Origin of the sequence: Brachybacterium ginsengisoli, assembly GCF_002407065.1 — a bacterium.
GTDB lineage: Bacteria > Actinomycetota > Actinomycetes > Actinomycetales > Dermabacteraceae > Brachybacterium > Brachybacterium ginsengisoli.
The window spans coordinates 1,800,337-1,815,320 of record NZ_CP023564.1; the positions used below are offsets into that span (position 1 = coordinate 1,800,337).

The following is a 14,984-nucleotide window of genomic DNA, read 5'->3' on the forward strand; positions in this document are numbered from 1 at the left end:
GTGGGCGCGAGACCCGCTCACCCAGGAGGCGCCATGTCCGGATCCCTCGAGTCGTCCGACTCCCTCGAGACCAGCGACGGGACGCTCCTGCCGGCGCTGTCGGAGCAGGACCTGCGCCGCGTGCTGTGCGTGGTCGCCCACCCCGATGACATGGAGTACGGCACCTCCGCGGCCGTCGCCGCCTGGACCTCAGCGGGCATCGAGGTCTCCTATCTGCTCCTCACCCGCGGCGAGGCGGGGATGGCGGAACCGCCGGCGGTCGTCGGTCCGCTGCGGGAGACCGAGCAGCGACGCGCCTGCGCCCGGGTGGGCGTGAGCGACCTGCGCTACCTCCACCACCCCGACGGGATGCTCGAGGGCACCCTCGACCTGCGCCGCGACATCGCCCGGGTGATCCGCCAGGTGCGTCCGGACCTCGTGCTCGTCGCGAACTTCGAGGTCGAAGCGTACGGCGGTCTCAACCAGGCCGATCATCGGGTCGCCGGTCTCGCCGCGATCGACGCCGCGCGGGACGCCGCCAACCCGTGGGTCTTCCGACCGCTGCGGGAGGACGAGGGGCTCGAGCCCTGGCGCACCTCCATCCTGGCCATCGCGGGGCATCCCGACCCCACACACGCGAAAACGGTGTCGGCCGAGCACGTCGAGGCGGCCGTGGACTCGCTGCGCGACCACGAGGCCTATCTCGCCCACGTCGAGGGTCACCCGCTGCCCGAGGAGCTCATCCCCGAGGTGCTGCGCGCCGGCGGGGAGGTCGCCGGGAGCGAGCATGCCGTCGTGCTGCGGGTGTTCACGCTGTGAGGGTCTGATCGGCGGCGATCGCCCGACCGGTCACCCGGCGCGTCGCACCTCGGCCGCGTAGTCGTCGAGCAGGGCGAGGATACCGGGGTGCTGCCAGACGCGGTTCCTCGAGCGCCCCGTGGCCTCCTGGAGCACGCCGAGCTCCGTCAGCTGGGCGAGCGCACGCTGGGCGGACATCGCGGGGACGTCGAGGGTGCTGCGCAGATGCGCCGCGCTGAGGATCGGCTGGCCGATCAGCAGCGGCAGCACCTTCCAGGCCAGCGCGTGGGGGCGCACCCCGGTGAGGCGGCCGCGGTCCTCCTCGAGCTGAGCGGACAGCGCATCCACCAGACGGGTGCCGGTCGCGGCTGCATAACGTGCCGCGCGGGCGAACTGCTCCACGATCGGTCGGGCGTCCCCGGCGCGATAGGCGCTGAGCGCCTCGGTGTAGGCGGAGAGCTGTGCGAGCAGACCCGCGGAGACGGGGGCGGTGGTCGTGAGCAGTCCCTTCCCACGCAGCATCGCGTGCACGAGGGCGCGGCCGGTGCGCCCGTTGCCGTCGGTGAACGGATGGATGGTCTCGAACTGCGCGTGGGCGATCGCCGCGTGCAGGAGGACCGGCAGGTCCTCGCGGTCCAGGAAGCTGACGAGATCGGCCATGGCCGCGGGGACGTCCTCCGCCTCCGGGGCGATGTGCACCGCGCCCAGAGGGCTCAGCCCGCTTCGTCCCACCCACACCAGCTGGTCCCGCAGCCTGCCCGCGTCCCGGGCGCCGGTGAGCAGCTCGGCATGCAGTGCGAGGACCGTCTCGAGGTCCAGCGAGTCCGCCAGGCGCAGCGCCGCCTCCATCGTGCGCACGTTGGCGATCACCGTGGCGGCGTTGCCGCTGCGGGACTCGTCGATCTCGGCGAGGGCGAGCTGCCGTGCGCCGACGGTGAGGTCCTCGATCTGTGAGGAGGAAGCGGATTCGGTGCGCAGCAGGATCGCGCTCATCGGCCCGAGGGCGGGGTTGTCGGCCCCGAGCCGGGCGATGGCGTGCGCGTCGAACGTCGTCAGCGCCTTCTCCGCATCCGCGACGTCGGCCGCCAGGTCGCCCGGCAGGGACGGGGAGTACGGCTCAGCGCCCGCGAGCGGCGCCGGGAGCGTCGCCTCATAGGGGCCGGTGCCGCGGGCCCGTGCCGAGCGGGAGGCCAGACCGTCGTCGGGCACCGTCCATCGCCCCGCACGGTGGCCCACCGGCGGGACGGTAAGCGGCGTCGGATGTGTGATCACGACACCATTGTAGTAACACTTCTTTCCAGAAGTGTTACTACCGGTCGGTGCGAGCTGCAGATCCGACGGGGCCGCGCGACGCCGCTCCCGGTCCGCGAGGCGCTCAGCCCTCCGAGACCTCGGCCTCCAGGCGCGCGAGCTCCTCCTCGGCGACCGTCGGGTCGAGCTTGACGAAGATGCCCGTGGGCTTGACGACCTTCTGGCCCACGCCCACCGGATGGTGCGCCCAGGCCGGGACCTCGGTGTAGTCGCCGGTGATGATCGGGTAGCCGGGGCCGCCGTCGAGATCCTCGACCTCGTCGATCCGGGGCATCGGTGCGATCTGGCGGTCGCCGCCCAGCGCCTTCTCCACCGCGTTCGCGGAGTGCGGCAGGAACGGCGCCATCATCGTGTTCAGATCCGTCACTGCCTGTGCGAGCACGTGCAGCACGGTGAGCAGGCGGGGGCGCTGCTCCTCGGCCTTCATCTTGAACGGCTCGGTGCGGGAGACGTACGCGTTCGCCTCGCCCACCAGGCGCATGATCTCGGCGATCGCGGCGCGCTGGCGGTGCGCCGCGATGAGGCCTCCCACGGTCGTGAACCCCTCGCGAATCTGGTCGAGCAGGGCGGTGTCGATCTCCTCGAGCTCGCCGGCCGCCGGGATCTCGCCCACGTTCTTGGCGATCATCGCGGCGGTGCGGTTGACCAGGTTGCCCCAGCCCGCGACCAGCTCGTTGTTGGTGCGGGAGATGAAGTCGGTCCAGGTGAAGTCCGCATCCTGGTTCTCCGGCCCGGCCGCGGAGATGAAGTAGCGCAGCGCGTCGGGCTGGTAGCGCTCGAGCATGTCGCGCACGTAGATGACGACCCGCTTCGACGAGGAGAACTTCTTGCCCTCCATGGTGAGGAACTCGCTGGAGACCACCTCGGTGGGAAGCTTCAGCTCGCCGAAGCGCCCGGGCTCGCCGCCCTTGTCGCCCTTGCCGTTCTGGGCGAGCATCTCCGCCGGCCAGATCTGGGAGTGGAAGACGATGTTGTCCTTGCCCATGAAGTAGTAGGCGAGGGTCTCGGGGTCGTTCCACCAGCGGCGCCATGCCTCCGGGTCGCCCGAGCGGCGCGCCCACTCGATCGAGGCCGAGAGGTAGCCGATCACGGCGTCGAACCAGACGTACAGGCGCTTGTTGGGCTGGTCCTCCCAGCCCGGCACCGGGATGCCCCAGTCGATGTCGCGGGTCATCGCACGGGGCTTGATGTCCTCGAGGATGTTCTGGCTGAAGCGGATCACGTTCGGGCGCCACAGCCCGGTCGCCTCGCGCTCGTCCAGCCAGCGGCCCAGCTCCCCGGCCAGGGCCGGCAGGTCCAGGAACCAGTGGGAGGTCTCGATGAACTCCGGGGTCTCCCCGTTGATGCGGGAGACGGGGTCGATGAGATCGGTCGGGTCGAGCTGGTTGCCGCAGTTGTCGCACTGGTCGCCGCGGGCGCCGCCGGCCCCGCAGATCGGGCAGGTGCCTTCGATGTACCGGTCCGGCAGGGTGCGACCGGTCGACGGGGAGATGGCCCCGTTGGTGGTCTGCTCGATCATGTAGCCGTTGTCCCGCACGGCCACGAACATGTCCTGCACCACCTGGTAGTGGTTGCGCGTGGTGGTGCGGGTGAAGAGGTCGTAGCTCAGGCCCAGCGCGACCAGGTCCTCGACGATGAGGCGGTTGTTGCGGTCGGCGAGCTCCCGGGCGGAGATGCCCTCGCTGTCCGCCTCGACCAGGATCGGCGTGCCGTGCTCGTCGGTGCCCGAGACCATGAGCACGTCGTTGCCGGCCATCCGCATGTAGCGGGAGAAGACGTCGGAGGGGACGCCGAAGCCGGCGACATGACCGATGTGGCGGGGACCGTTGGCGTACGGCCAGGCGACCGCGGACAGGACTGTGCTCATGGGAGTCGATTCTAGGGGAGATGGGGCCCGCTCCCGACGCGTCAGCCCTCGTCGGTGCGGAGCACGGCGTGCCAGCCGAAGCGGGAGGCGCCGCGGACATGGCGGGCGGAGTCGTCGAGGAAGCCGATCTGCTCCGGGCGCAGCTCGGTGCCGAGCTCCTGCTCGATGCGCGCATGGGCCCGAGCGAAGGCCTCCTGATCCGGCTTGGCGGCACCCAGGTCGGAGGTGTTGAGCAGGAACCGGAGGCCCTCTCCCAGGAAGGCGGTCAGGCCCAGCTCCTCGAGCTCCTCGGGGACCCGATCGGTGCCGTTGGTGAGCACGAAGACCCCCAGGCCGTCCCGGCGCAGCGCCTCGAGCTCGGCGAGGAGCTCCTGGTCGACGCGGGCGGGCGAGGCCAGCCAGGTGCGCACCGCGGCCTCCGCGGCCTCCGACGTGCTCCCCGCCTCCACCAGCGCAGCGGCGGACAGCTCCCGCCACTCGCGATGCGTGCCGCGGCCCCGCACCACCTCCTCGAGGAAGGGGTGGTGGAGAATCGCGGTGAAGGAGGTGCCCTCCGGAGTCCCGGCGACCCGGTCCACCTCGGCCCACAGCGATGGATCGAAGTGCCGGAGCACGCCGTCGAGATCCGAGACCACCGCGCGGAGGCGGTGCTCGGTCGCGAGATCGCGCAGGGTCGCCGGAGAGGTGCTCATGGATCCAGCCTACGGAGGGTCCCGCGGAGCGCCCCAGACCGGTTCACCTGCAGTTCATCTGCGGCTCGCGCGCCAGGCCGCGGCACCCCGGGCGCCTCCGCCCCGATACCCTGGACCCATGAGCACCGAAGGACTTGCCGCCGCGCAGCAGAAGATGGCCGACGACGGGGTCGCACAGACCGCGATCGACGTCTTCTCCCATTACTACGCACAGCTCGAGGACGGGGTCACCGGCTCCATCCCCGAGGACACGATCGACCCCTACCTCGATCCGCCGCTGCTCGAGGACGTCTCGATTAACCCGGCGCACGCCAAGCAGGTCTTCGACCAGCTCGCGATCATCAACCTCAACGGCGGCCTGGGCACCTCGATGGGCCTGGACAAGGCCAAGTCGCTGCTGCCGGTGCGGGACGGGAAGAGCTTCCTGGACCTCATCGTCGAGCAGGTCCTCGCCGCCCGTCGCGGCACCGGCTCCCGCCTGCCCCTGATCTTCATGAACTCCTTCCGCACCCGCGAGGACACCCTCGAGGTGCTCGCGAAGTACGAGGACCTGCCCGTCGGCGACCTCCCGCTGGACTTCCTGCAGAACAAGGAGCCGAAGCTCCGCGCCGACGACCTCACGCCGGTCGACTGGGAGGCGGACCCGACCCTGGAGTGGTGCCCGCCCGGCCACGGCGACATCTACACCGCCCTGCAGACCTCCGGCCTGCTCCAGCAGCTGCTGGACGCCGGGTTCAAGTACGCCTCGGTCTCCAACTCGGACAACCTCGGCACCGTCCCGAGCCCCGTCATCGCCTCCTGGTTCGCCTCGACCGGAGCGCCCTACGCCGCCGAGCTGTGCCGCCGCACCCCGGCGGACCGCAAGGGCGGACACCTCGCGGTGCGGAAGTCTGACGGCCGCCTGATCCTGCGCGACACCGCGCAGACCCCGGCCGAGGAGATGGACTACTTCACCGACGAGCACCGTCACCCGTTCTTCCACACCAACAATCTCTGGTTCGATCTCGAGCAGATGGCGGCGGTGCTCGCCGAGCGCGACGGGATCATGGGGCTGCCGCTCATCCGCAACGAGAAGACGGTCGACCCGGCGGACAAGGCCTCCACCCCCGTCTACCAGATCGAGTCCGCGATGGGCGCGGCGATCGAGGTGTTCGACGGCGCGACCGCGATCGTGGTGGGCCGTGACCGCTTCCTGCCCGTCAAGGCCACCAGCGACCTGCTCCTGGTGCGCTCGGACGCCTACGACCTCGACGAGCGCTCCGCCCTCGTGCAGCAGGTCGAGACGGTCCCGGCGGTGTCCCTGCATGCGGACTCGTACAAGCTGATCCAGGACTTCGAGCCGCGCTTCCCCGAGGGCGTGCCCTCGCTCAAGGAGGCCAGCAGCCTGGACATCCAGGGTGACTGGACCTTCGGCGCCGATGTCGCCGTGCACGGCGACGCGGTGCTCGGCGAGGAGGGCGGCGAGGTGCCCGAGGGCGCCCGCGTCGGGACCGCCTCGACCGTCTGAGACGCCGAGCGCCGGCTGAGAGGTCCTGGCCCCCGGAACCGCCTGCGGCCCCGTCACGGATCCCTTCGAGGATCCGCGACGGGGCCGCGGTACGTCCCGGCTCAGCTGAGGTGGTGCCAGCTGCCGCGCGGCATGCTCGCCAGCGCGAGGGAGCGCGCGAAGCCGGCCTGGTCCAGCAGGTGCGTGCCCGTCCCGGACTCGCGTGACCCGGTCACCAGATCGGTGTCGGGGTCGCGACGGTTCTCCCACAGCCGCTGCGCGTAGGCCTTCGCGACCGCTCTGCCCTGCACCTGGGCGCCGAGGGAGGCCTCGGCCATCAGCAGGTTCGAGATGAGGATCGCGTTGAACTGGATCGGCTGGTCGTCGAAGGCCGATCCCTCCTCCAGCGGCGAGTAGTGCTCGTGGACCGCCTCGACGAGGTCGAGGGCGCGCCGACGGTGGATGTCCTCGCCGGTGATCTCGTGGGCGAGCACCTCGCAGCCCAGCGGCACGCCCTGGTTGTAGGTCCAGTGGGTGCGGTCGATCGCGCCGTCGGGCTTGATGTTGTCCCAGAACAGCCCGTTGGGAGCGAGCAGCGTGTCCCGTCCCCACTCCATCCAGCGCAGGGCGTCCTCGAGCGCCTTCTCCTCGCCGGTGAGCTGGTGCCAGCGCAGCGCCACCTTCGCCGAGGGGAAGGTCGAGACGGTGTTGCGGTCGTGGTTCCAGTCGCCCTGGGTCCAGTCGATGCCGCCGGGGGAGGCGAGCTCCGGATCGGTGGACTCGCCCGAGCGGAACAGATCCAGCAGCTCGCCGACACGGTCCAGATCGCCCCGGGCTCCGCCGGTGAGCAGATGCTGCTCGATCTCCAGCAGCGCGATCCAGTCGTTGTCGTCGTAGAAGAAGTCGCCGTTGGCGCCCTGGGCGGAGTCCGTGGCGGCCGTGTAGCCCGGCAGCCCGGTGGTGCCGCCGGACGGATACCAGTAGTGCTCCTGAGCGCGGACCAGGGCGTCATCCGCCGCGCCGAGGTCCGGACCGCCCGGCTCCTGAGGACAGTCGGTGCCGCCGAGCGCGGCGATCAGCTCGGTCACCGCTGCGCGGGCCTGGGACAGCGGCCACACGTAGGTGAACTCCGGATCCCCCTCCTGGCGGGGCACCTGCTCGATGAGCATGTCGGGATCGGTCTCCGCGCGGAAGTGCTCCAGCAGGGCCGCGGCGGCCGCGGTCGCACGCCGCTCCCGGTCCAGCGGCGTCACCGCCGCCGGGGCCTCGGAGGGTGCGGCGAGGGCCGGGGCCGCGGAGAGCACGGGGGCTGCGGCCAGGGCGGCGGCCCCGGCACCTCCGGCCAACAGATGCCGACGTGACGGGGACGGGGACTCGTGCTGGGTCATTCGGTCTCACCTCGAGGAGAGCGGGGATGGTCGACCGCACACGCTACCGGCAGATGTGAGCTGGCGCACTGCCGTTCGAGGATCAGCTCCGGCCGGTGCGCCCGGGCGCCGGCTCCTCCGGCCGCACCAGGAGGTCGCCGACGGGGGGATCGGTGAGCCAGCTGGTCGCGGTGCTCACGACCTTCCGCGACAGCAGCGCGGTGAGCGCGAGGCCCACGACGATCAGCGGGAAGGGCGCCCACCAGGCGTCGACCCAGCCGAACGGCTCCTCCAGGTACCGGATCGGCAGCAGGATCATCGGGTGCAGGAGGTAGATGGTCAGGGACCGGACGCCCAGCGCGGTCCAGATCGTCCTCCCGGCCGGGGTGATCATCAGCAGCGCGATCGTCCCGATCACCCCGGAGGCGAGCACGAGGAGCTGCACGATGATCGCGAGCCAGGTCTCGTACGGACCGTCGGCGTAGCTCTCGCGCAGGAAGAACCGGGTCACGGAGAGGTGCTGGTGCGTGGCGAAGGAGACCGCCATCGCGCCCACCAGGATCACCGCCCCGAACAGGCCGCGGCGGGGGAGCGACGTGATCCGCGTCAGCAGGGCCGGGGTGGTGACCAGACCCAGCACGAAGAAGGGCAGCATCTGGAAGACGCGGCCCAGCGAGAAGGTCTCGCCGAGCTGCGGATCCAGGGGCATCAGCACGGCCAGCGCGACGGCGAACACCAGCGGATGGCGCAGCGACCGCAGCACCGGGGTGAGCAGCCGCCACATCAGCAGTGCCAGCAGGAACCACAGCGTCCACGCCGGGGTGACCAGGTCGAGCTGGTACTCATGGCCCAGCAGCAGCATCTTCACGAGCTCATGGAGGAGCTGGAAGATCACGTACGGCACGAGCATCGCCGTCAGCAGCCGGCGCACCTGGCGCGGCTCGTTGCGGTAGGAGCGGGAGAGGTAGCCGGAGATCGCCACGAAGGCCGGCATGTGGAAGGAGTAGATCCAGATCCGGAGGGTCTCGCCGAACGGCTCCGAGATCGCCTCGAAGCACTCCAGGGTGTGCCCGACCACGACGAGGGCGATGAGGATGCCGCGGGCGTTGTCCAGGAAGGGGTCGCGGGCCTTCGTCGAAGGGGCCGACGGCGGCGGAGCGCTGTGGACGGGCGCCGGCGGGCGCCGTCGGCTCGAGTCGGCGTCGGTCATGGATCTCCTCCGAGCTGGGAACACACCCGCCAGGCTATGTCGCGGCACCGGGGCGGGATCCGAGGCGCGCCCGTGACCGGCGCCGATGCGAGGTGGCCCTCAGCCGCCCGCCGGTGGCCGCTCGGCCACCGGCGGGCTCGCCTCAGGCGCGGCCGCGGGCCCAGCCGCGGCCGCCGGTGAGGTCCAGCCGATGCGGCAGCGGGTTCCCGTAGCGGTGGTCCGTGGCGCTGATCGCCTGCTCGTGCAGGAAGGGCAGCAGCTCGACGCGGCCGTCCACGACCACCTCTCCGGTGAACAGAGCCACCTCGATGCGCTCCGCGATCGCCGCGCGCAGAGCGTCGTCGGCCTCGCCGAGCAGCCGGACCCGGGACTGCTCGAGATCGGCGATGCGTCGGGCGAAGGCCGCGGCGTCCTCGACGACGGCTGACGGGCCGGCGGCGCCGGCGAGCTCCGCCTCCGCGACCGAGACCTCGATCTCGGCCCCGGCGGTCGCCGCCGCGTCCAGCACCCGCTGCAGCTCGACGGGGCTGGTGCCGGCGGCCGCGCGGATCATGACCGGCAGCGGGAGGTACCGCAGCACGTTGACCTCGCCATGGAGCTGCTGCACGTCCCGCGGGGTGAAGGTGCTCGCCCAGTGCTCGCGATCGCTGTGTCGCGCCGCGGCGAGCCAGGCCTCCTGGTCCTCCGCCCGGTCGAAGGTGCCCTCGGCGTCGGTCCAGTCCATGAGGTGGATCAGGTAGTTCGGGCCGCCGGCCTTGGCGGTCTGGCCGATCGCCGAGCGCTTCCAGCCGCCGAAGGGCTGACGCTCCACGATCGCGCCGGTGATCCCGCGGTTGACGTAGAGGTTCCCGGCCTCGACGTGCTCGGTCCACCAGGCCACCTCGGCGGGCTCGAGCGAGTGGATGCCGGCGGTGAGCCCGAAGGCGGTGCCGTTCTGGATCCGCACCGCCTCCTCGAGGGACTCGGCGTGGATGACGCCCAGGACCGGCCCGAAGTACTCGGTGAGGTGGAAGGTCGAGCCCTCCACGACCCCGGTGCGGACGCCGGGGGAGAAGAGCGTGCCCTCGTCGTCGAGCTGACGGGGCCGGGAGAGCCACTCCTCGCCCTCGGCGAGCTCGGTGAGCCCGGAGCGGAGCTTCTCGCCGGGCGGCTCGATGACCGGTCCCATCTGGACCGTGGGGTCCGTCGGCCGACCCACGTGCAGGCTCAGCACCGCATCCGCCAGCTGCGCGGAGAAGCGGCGCGAGGTGGTCACCGACCCGACGGTAATGACGAGCGAGGCGGCCGAACACTTCTGCCCGGCATGGCCGAAGGCGCTCGCGGCGATGTCGTGGGCGGCGAGGTCGAGATCCGCCTGCGGGGTGACGATGATCGAGTTCTTGCCGCTGGTCTCGGCGAGGATCCGCAGCTCCGGTCGCCACGAGGCGAACAGGGCGGCCGTGTCGGAGGCGCCGGTGAGGATGAGCTGGGAGATCCGCGGGTCGGCGATCAGGGCCCGGCCCACCTCGTCCTCGGGGACGTCCACGAGGGTGAACACGCCCTCGGGGACGCCGGCCTCGTGGAGGAGGCGGCCCACCAGAGCGCCGCAGCGGCGGGCCTGCGGGGCGGGCTTCATGATCACGGCGCTGCCGGTGACCAGGGCCGCCAGTACGCCGCCGGTGGGGATCGCGACCGGGAAGTTCCAGGGCGGGGTGACCAGCGTCAGGGCGCGGGGGGCGGCGGTCACGTCGTCGAGGCGGGCGAGCTGCTCGGCCTGCTCCGCGTAGTAGAGGGCGAAGTCGATCGCCTCGCTCACCTCGGGATCGCCCTGCTCGAGCGTCTTGCCGGTCTCCGAGGCCATCACCTCGAGCAGCTCGGCGCGATGCGCGGCGAGGGTCACGGCGACCCTGCGCAGCACCAGTGCGCGCCTCTCGACGGCGAGCGACGCCCAGGCGGGCTGCGCCGCGAGCGCGCGGGAGATGGTCGCGTCGACCGCCTCCTTCTCCTCGAGGCGGGCATCCGCGATCTCCTGGACGCCGAGCTGCGAGCCGCGGATGCGATGGGTGATGCGCGCGGCCCACTCCTGGTTGGCAGGCGTGGACATGTCGGTGTCGGGGGTGTTGCGGAAGGCGCCGGGGACGGCCGGCAGGGCTGGGGTCCCGAGCGGGAACGATCCCAGCTGTCCGCCGGTCTCCGCGCCGCGGTCCTGGTCGCGGTGGGTGGGCAGCGAGGACTCCTGCAGAGCGCGCGCCAGCGCGCGGGAGAAGCGCTCCTGCTCGCGGGCGAAGAGCTCCTCGGAGCTCTCGAGCTCGAACGCCGCCGAGAGGAAGTTCTGGGAGGAGGCGTTCTCCTCGAGCCGGCGCACCAGGTAGGAGACGGCCACGTCGAAGTGGCTCGGATGGACGATCGGCACGTACAGGCGCATGGTGCCGGTGGCCTCGCGCACCACCGCCTGCTGGCCCGGAGCCATGCCGGCGAGCATCTCGAACTCGACGCCGTGGCCGGGGCCGGCGGGGATCTCGCGACGCTGCATCAGGAGGTGGGCGAAGGCGACGTCGAAGAGGTTGTGGCCGGCCACGCCGAGGTTGACGGCCTCGAGCCGCTCGGGGTGGAGCGCCTCGAGGAGCATCCGCTTGTACTGCGCGTCGGTCTCCTCCTTCGACAGCAACGGGGCCTGGGCCCAGCCGTGGACGGAGGCATCGACCTGCTCCATGGCGAGGTTCGCCCCCTTGACCAGGCGCACCTTGATCGGTGCACCGCCTGCGGCGACCCGGCGCTCGGCGAAGCTCCGCAGCCGGGCCATGGCCGAGGGCGCGTCCGGCAGGTAGGCCTGGAGCACGATCCCGGCGCGCAGGGAGGCGAGCTCGGGGCGGTCCAGCAGCTTCTCGAAGACCCGGAGCGTGAGCTCGAGGTCGCGGTACTCCTCCATGTCCATGTTCACGAAGGTGGGGTGCTCGCCGCGGGAGGCCTCGAGGTACAGCGGCAGCAGCGTCTCGACGATGTGGTCGATGGTCTCCTCGGCCGCCCACAGCGGCAGATGGTCCACGATCGAGGAGACCTTGATCGAGACGTAGTCGACGTCCTCGCGGGAGATCAGCTCGCGCACGCCCTGGAGCCGGCGCGCGGCCTCCTGCGCCCCGAGGACGGCCTCGCCGAGGAGGTTGATGTTCAGCTTCGTGCCGTCCGCCGTGAGGCGTCGGATCGCACCTCCCAGCGGACGCGGCCGGGCGTCGAGGATCAGGTGGGAGACCATGCGGCGCATGGTCGCCTGCGCGGTGGGGACCACGAGGGACGGCGCGAGGGCGGAGGCTGCTCCGCCCATCCCGATCACCCGTCGCAGCGGAGCGGGGAGGAAGGCAGGAGGGTCCTGCGCGAGGCGGCGCAGCTCGACGGCGGCGGCGCGCGGGTCCTCGGGGCGGATCACACGGTCCACGAACGCGAGGGTGAAGTCCAGGCCCCTCGGATCCTGCAGCAGATCCGAGAGCATCTTCGCCGGACCCGGGACGGGGCGGTCGGCGGCGGCGCGCACCCAGGTGCGGACCTGCGTCGAGACCTCCTCGAGGGTCGGCGCGGACGGAGCGGCATCGAGCGGGGACTGCGAGGGGTTCACAGGGGACAACGGAGTCTTCTCCTCATTCACGGATCACGGCGACGGTGCAGTGGCGGCAGGGGCCTGCGCGACCGATGTCCCCGCCCCTAGATCGTAAGACCTCCCAGGGCCCGTCCGGCACCGTCGGCGGGCCCTGCTCGTGGAGGTTGTGTGACCGAAAGGGGACCGGAATGGGACGAGAGCTCGCGCGGCGCCCATCGGGCCCGTCGGCGGGGCGGCGACGGAACGCTCGGTCGGCCGGAGGGCATCGCGGCGCGGGGCTGTGGCACGATGCAGGGCACACACCGGACGATGCAGGAGGCAAAGATGAAGAAGTTCATTTTCGTGGCCGGACTGGCGATCGGGTTCGTGGTCGGCTCCCGCATGGGCCGCGGGCCCTACGAGTCCCTCGAGCGCACGGCGCATCGCGTCGCCGAGGACCCCGAGGTCCAGCGGCGTGCGACCCAGGCGAGGGAGACCGCGACGAAGGTCGCGCACGACACCGCGTCGACCGTCAAGGAGAAGGGCCCCGGCGTCGCCTCGTCGGTGCAGGGCGCCGTGGCCGGCGCCGCGGGCTCCGCGAAGGAGCGCCTGCGCGGCGGCTCCGATGACGGCGCGGAGTCCTCGGACCTCGACACCTCGGACCTGGATCAGGACGCCGCCGCCGTGGCCGAGAAGTCCTCCGACAGCGCGAGCTCCGGCGGCGACGCCGAGATCGGCGAGGACCACCCCCTGAGCAGCTGAGCTCGGTGCAGCTGCCCGGAACGCGCCGGCATCACCCCAGGACGGTGATGCCGGCGCGTTCCTGCTCCTCCATGAAGCACGCGCCGCACAGCGACATGTAGGTCACGGTCTCGCCGTCGATCGCGACCTGGTCGCCCTCGAAGACGAAGCGGCCGTCCACCACCCGGCAGTTGAACTCCGCCTGGGAGCCGCAGCGGCACATGGTGGGGAGCTTCTCGATGTTGTCCGCGAGCTCGAACAGCCGTGCCGCCCCGGGGAACATGGCGGTGCGGAAGTCCGCGCGCAGGCCGTAGCAGATCACCGAGACGCCGTCGAGCTTCGCGATCCGGAACAGATCGTCGATCTGATGGGGCTGGAGGAACTGCGCCTCGTCGACCAGCACGCAGTGCAGCGGGCGCAGCCCGCGCTCGTCGGCCGCGGCGCCCACACGAGCCCGCAGATCCTCGCCTGTCCCGGCGAGCACGTCGACCCTCCGCTTCGCACCGCCGCGCGCGACCACCCAGTCCTCGCCCTTGGTGTCCAGCGCCGGCTTCACGGTGAGGGTCGCCAGACCCCGCTCGTCGTAGTTGTACGCGGTCTTGATCAGGGTGTCGGACTTTCCGGAGTTCATCGCTCCGTACTTGAAGTGCAGCTTGGCCATGCGGGTGCTCCGGTGGTCGGGGGAGGAGATGCGGTGCGGGGTTGAGGAGGACGAGGGGGAGGTCAGAAGGCATCCAGGACGCTGGGCCGAGGTCCGGCCAGCAGCGCATCCAGGAACGCCTCCGCCGCGGGATCGGCCTCCGCACCGAGGCCCAGCCGACGGGCATCGGCCAGCGTGCGACCGCCGACGAGCAGGAGCGCGGCGGCGTGGACGTCGAGTCGGCAGGTGCCCAGGGCATCGCAGTCTCCGGCCGAGGACGGCTCCTGCTCGAGGACGGTGATGGCGCCGTCACGTGCGGTGACGAGGTACGAGCCCGCGGCGCGGCAGGTGCCCTCGGGGACCGTGCCGTCCTCGATGTCGAGTCGGATCGTGCCGCCCAGCACGGCCGGGGCACGGCGGGCGCGCAGGGTCGCGGCGGTGTCGACCACGCGCATCATCACCAGCGGCACGGGCGAGGAGTCGGGGCGTGCACGCCCGCTGGGCAGAACATCCAGCACGGGATCGTCGGTCCGCAGGCGCAGCCGAAGCAGCTCGGTCACCGTGGACCAGGAGCCGAGGGAGCGCAGCAGCGCCACCCGGTCGGAGCGGGTACGGCCGAAGAGCTCGTGCACGTCCAGACCGATGCCGTCGGTCGCATCGCCGCGACGGGTCCAGGAGACGTAGCCGTGCGCCGTCCCGGAGGCGTCCTCGAGCAGCACGGCGGCCCAGGGGAGGGCGGGCAGGCCCTCCGGGAACAGCGGCGGCTCCCGGCGCAGCATCGCGTTGTCCCCGGCGATCAGCTCGTGGTGGAGCTCGCGCAGCCGCGGCATCGTCGCCTCGGTGACGGGAACGAGGCGACGGTCCGGCACCGCGGCGATCCGCTGGAGGTCCACCAGCGGCACGATCAGGGACTGCGGCCGGGCGACCACCTGGTAGCCGTAGCGGCGGTAGATCGAGGGATTCGAGGCGTAGAGCATCGACAGCGGCAGCGACTCGGCGAGGCAGCGGGCGAGCACGCCGGTGACCAGCGCCCCGAACAGCCCGTCGCCGCGATGCGCCGGGTGCACGGAGAGGCCGCCGATGCCGCCGCACCCGGCCACGCCGCCGCCGAGGGCGATCCGGTCATACCGGATCTCGGCCCCGGCCGCGATCACGCCGGCCTGACCGCCCGGGATCGAGGAGGAGTCGATGCCCACCAGGGTGCGACCGGGGGAGATGCTCTGCGGTGCGTCGGCGGCGGAGGGGTCGACGGACCCGCCGAAGGCGCCGGCGGACAGCATCCGATAGGCGATGAGGTCCTCGGCGGTGAGCTCGCGAACAGGCATGCCCGAGAGTCTAGGGCG

The 14,984-nt window shown here is 71.8% G+C and carries 11 protein-coding genes; 3 read left to right on the forward strand and 8 right to left on the reverse strand.

What is annotated here, in order from left to right:
• Window positions 1–33: 33 nt before the first annotated feature.
• A complete protein-coding gene (locus tag CFK41_RS07980; RefSeq protein WP_096799175.1) occupies window positions 34–798 on the forward strand; it encodes a PIG-L deacetylase family protein in 765 nt (254 codons plus the stop codon).
• 30 nt (window positions 799–828) lie between these two features.
• Here the strand turns inward: CFK41_RS07980 and CFK41_RS07985 are convergent, their stop codons facing one another.
• From CFK41_RS07985 to CFK41_RS07995, 3 genes are all read right to left on the reverse strand, one after another.
• Window positions 829–2,049, reverse strand: coding sequence for a Fic family protein (locus CFK41_RS07985; RefSeq protein WP_321169388.1), 1,221 nt, complete (start codon window positions 2,047–2,049; stop codon window positions 829–831).
• A 103-nt stretch (window positions 2,050–2,152) separates the two neighbouring features.
• The gene (gene metG / locus CFK41_RS07990; protein ID WP_096799177.1) at window positions 2,153–3,955 is read right to left on the reverse strand and encodes a methionine--tRNA ligase; all 1,803 of its coding nucleotides are present in this window, start codon (window positions 3,953–3,955) and stop codon (window positions 2,153–2,155) included.
• Window positions 3,956–3,996: 41 nt separating this feature from the next.
• A complete protein-coding gene (locus CFK41_RS07995) occupies window positions 3,997–4,647 on the reverse strand; it encodes an HAD-IA family hydrolase (RefSeq protein WP_096799178.1) in 651 nt (216 codons plus the stop codon).
• Between the two features lie 118 nt (window positions 4,648–4,765).
• Here CFK41_RS07995 and CFK41_RS08000 point away from each other — a divergent pair, with 118 nt between their 5' ends.
• Window positions 4,766–6,154, forward strand: coding sequence for a UTP--glucose-1-phosphate uridylyltransferase (locus CFK41_RS08000; protein ID WP_096799179.1), 1,389 nt, complete (start codon window positions 4,766–4,768; stop codon window positions 6,152–6,154).
• A 101-nt stretch (window positions 6,155–6,255) separates the two neighbouring features.
• Here CFK41_RS08000 and CFK41_RS08005 read toward each other — a convergent pair whose 3' ends face one another.
• The 3 genes from CFK41_RS08005 to CFK41_RS08015 form a co-directional block, all read right to left on the reverse strand.
• The gene (locus CFK41_RS08005; protein ID WP_096799180.1) at window positions 6,256–7,521 is read right to left on the reverse strand and encodes a glycoside hydrolase family 76 protein; all 1,266 of its coding nucleotides are present in this window, start codon (window positions 7,519–7,521) and stop codon (window positions 6,256–6,258) included.
• A gap of 82 nt (window positions 7,522–7,603) precedes the next feature.
• Window positions 7,604–8,710, reverse strand: a complete 1,107-nt coding sequence (locus CFK41_RS08010; protein WP_096799181.1) for an acyltransferase family protein — start codon at window positions 8,708–8,710, stop codon at window positions 7,604–7,606.
• A 142-nt stretch (window positions 8,711–8,852) separates the two neighbouring features.
• Complete coding sequence (locus tag CFK41_RS08015) at window positions 8,853–12,299, reverse strand: bifunctional proline dehydrogenase/L-glutamate gamma-semialdehyde dehydrogenase (protein WP_227873289.1); 3,447 nt, start codon at window positions 12,297–12,299, stop codon at window positions 8,853–8,855.
• 306 nt (window positions 12,300–12,605) lie between these two features.
• Between CFK41_RS08015 and CFK41_RS08020 the strand changes: the two genes are divergently transcribed.
• Window positions 12,606–13,022 carry a hypothetical protein gene (locus CFK41_RS08020; RefSeq protein WP_096799182.1) on the forward strand — a complete coding sequence of 139 codons (417 nt, stop codon included), beginning with the start codon at window positions 12,606–12,608 and terminating at the stop codon, window positions 13,020–13,022.
• A 31-nt stretch (window positions 13,023–13,053) separates the two neighbouring features.
• Here CFK41_RS08020 and CFK41_RS08025 read toward each other — a convergent pair whose 3' ends face one another.
• Window positions 13,054–13,662: a thymidine kinase gene (locus tag CFK41_RS08025; protein WP_096799183.1), complete on the reverse strand. Its 609-nt coding sequence runs from the start codon at window positions 13,660–13,662 to the stop codon at window positions 13,054–13,056.
• A 62-nt stretch (window positions 13,663–13,724) separates the two neighbouring features.
• Window positions 13,725–14,966, reverse strand: a complete 1,242-nt coding sequence (locus CFK41_RS08030) for a GNAT family N-acetyltransferase (protein WP_096799184.1) — start codon at window positions 14,964–14,966, stop codon at window positions 13,725–13,727.
• Between the last annotated feature and the right edge of the window lie 18 nt (window positions 14,967–14,984).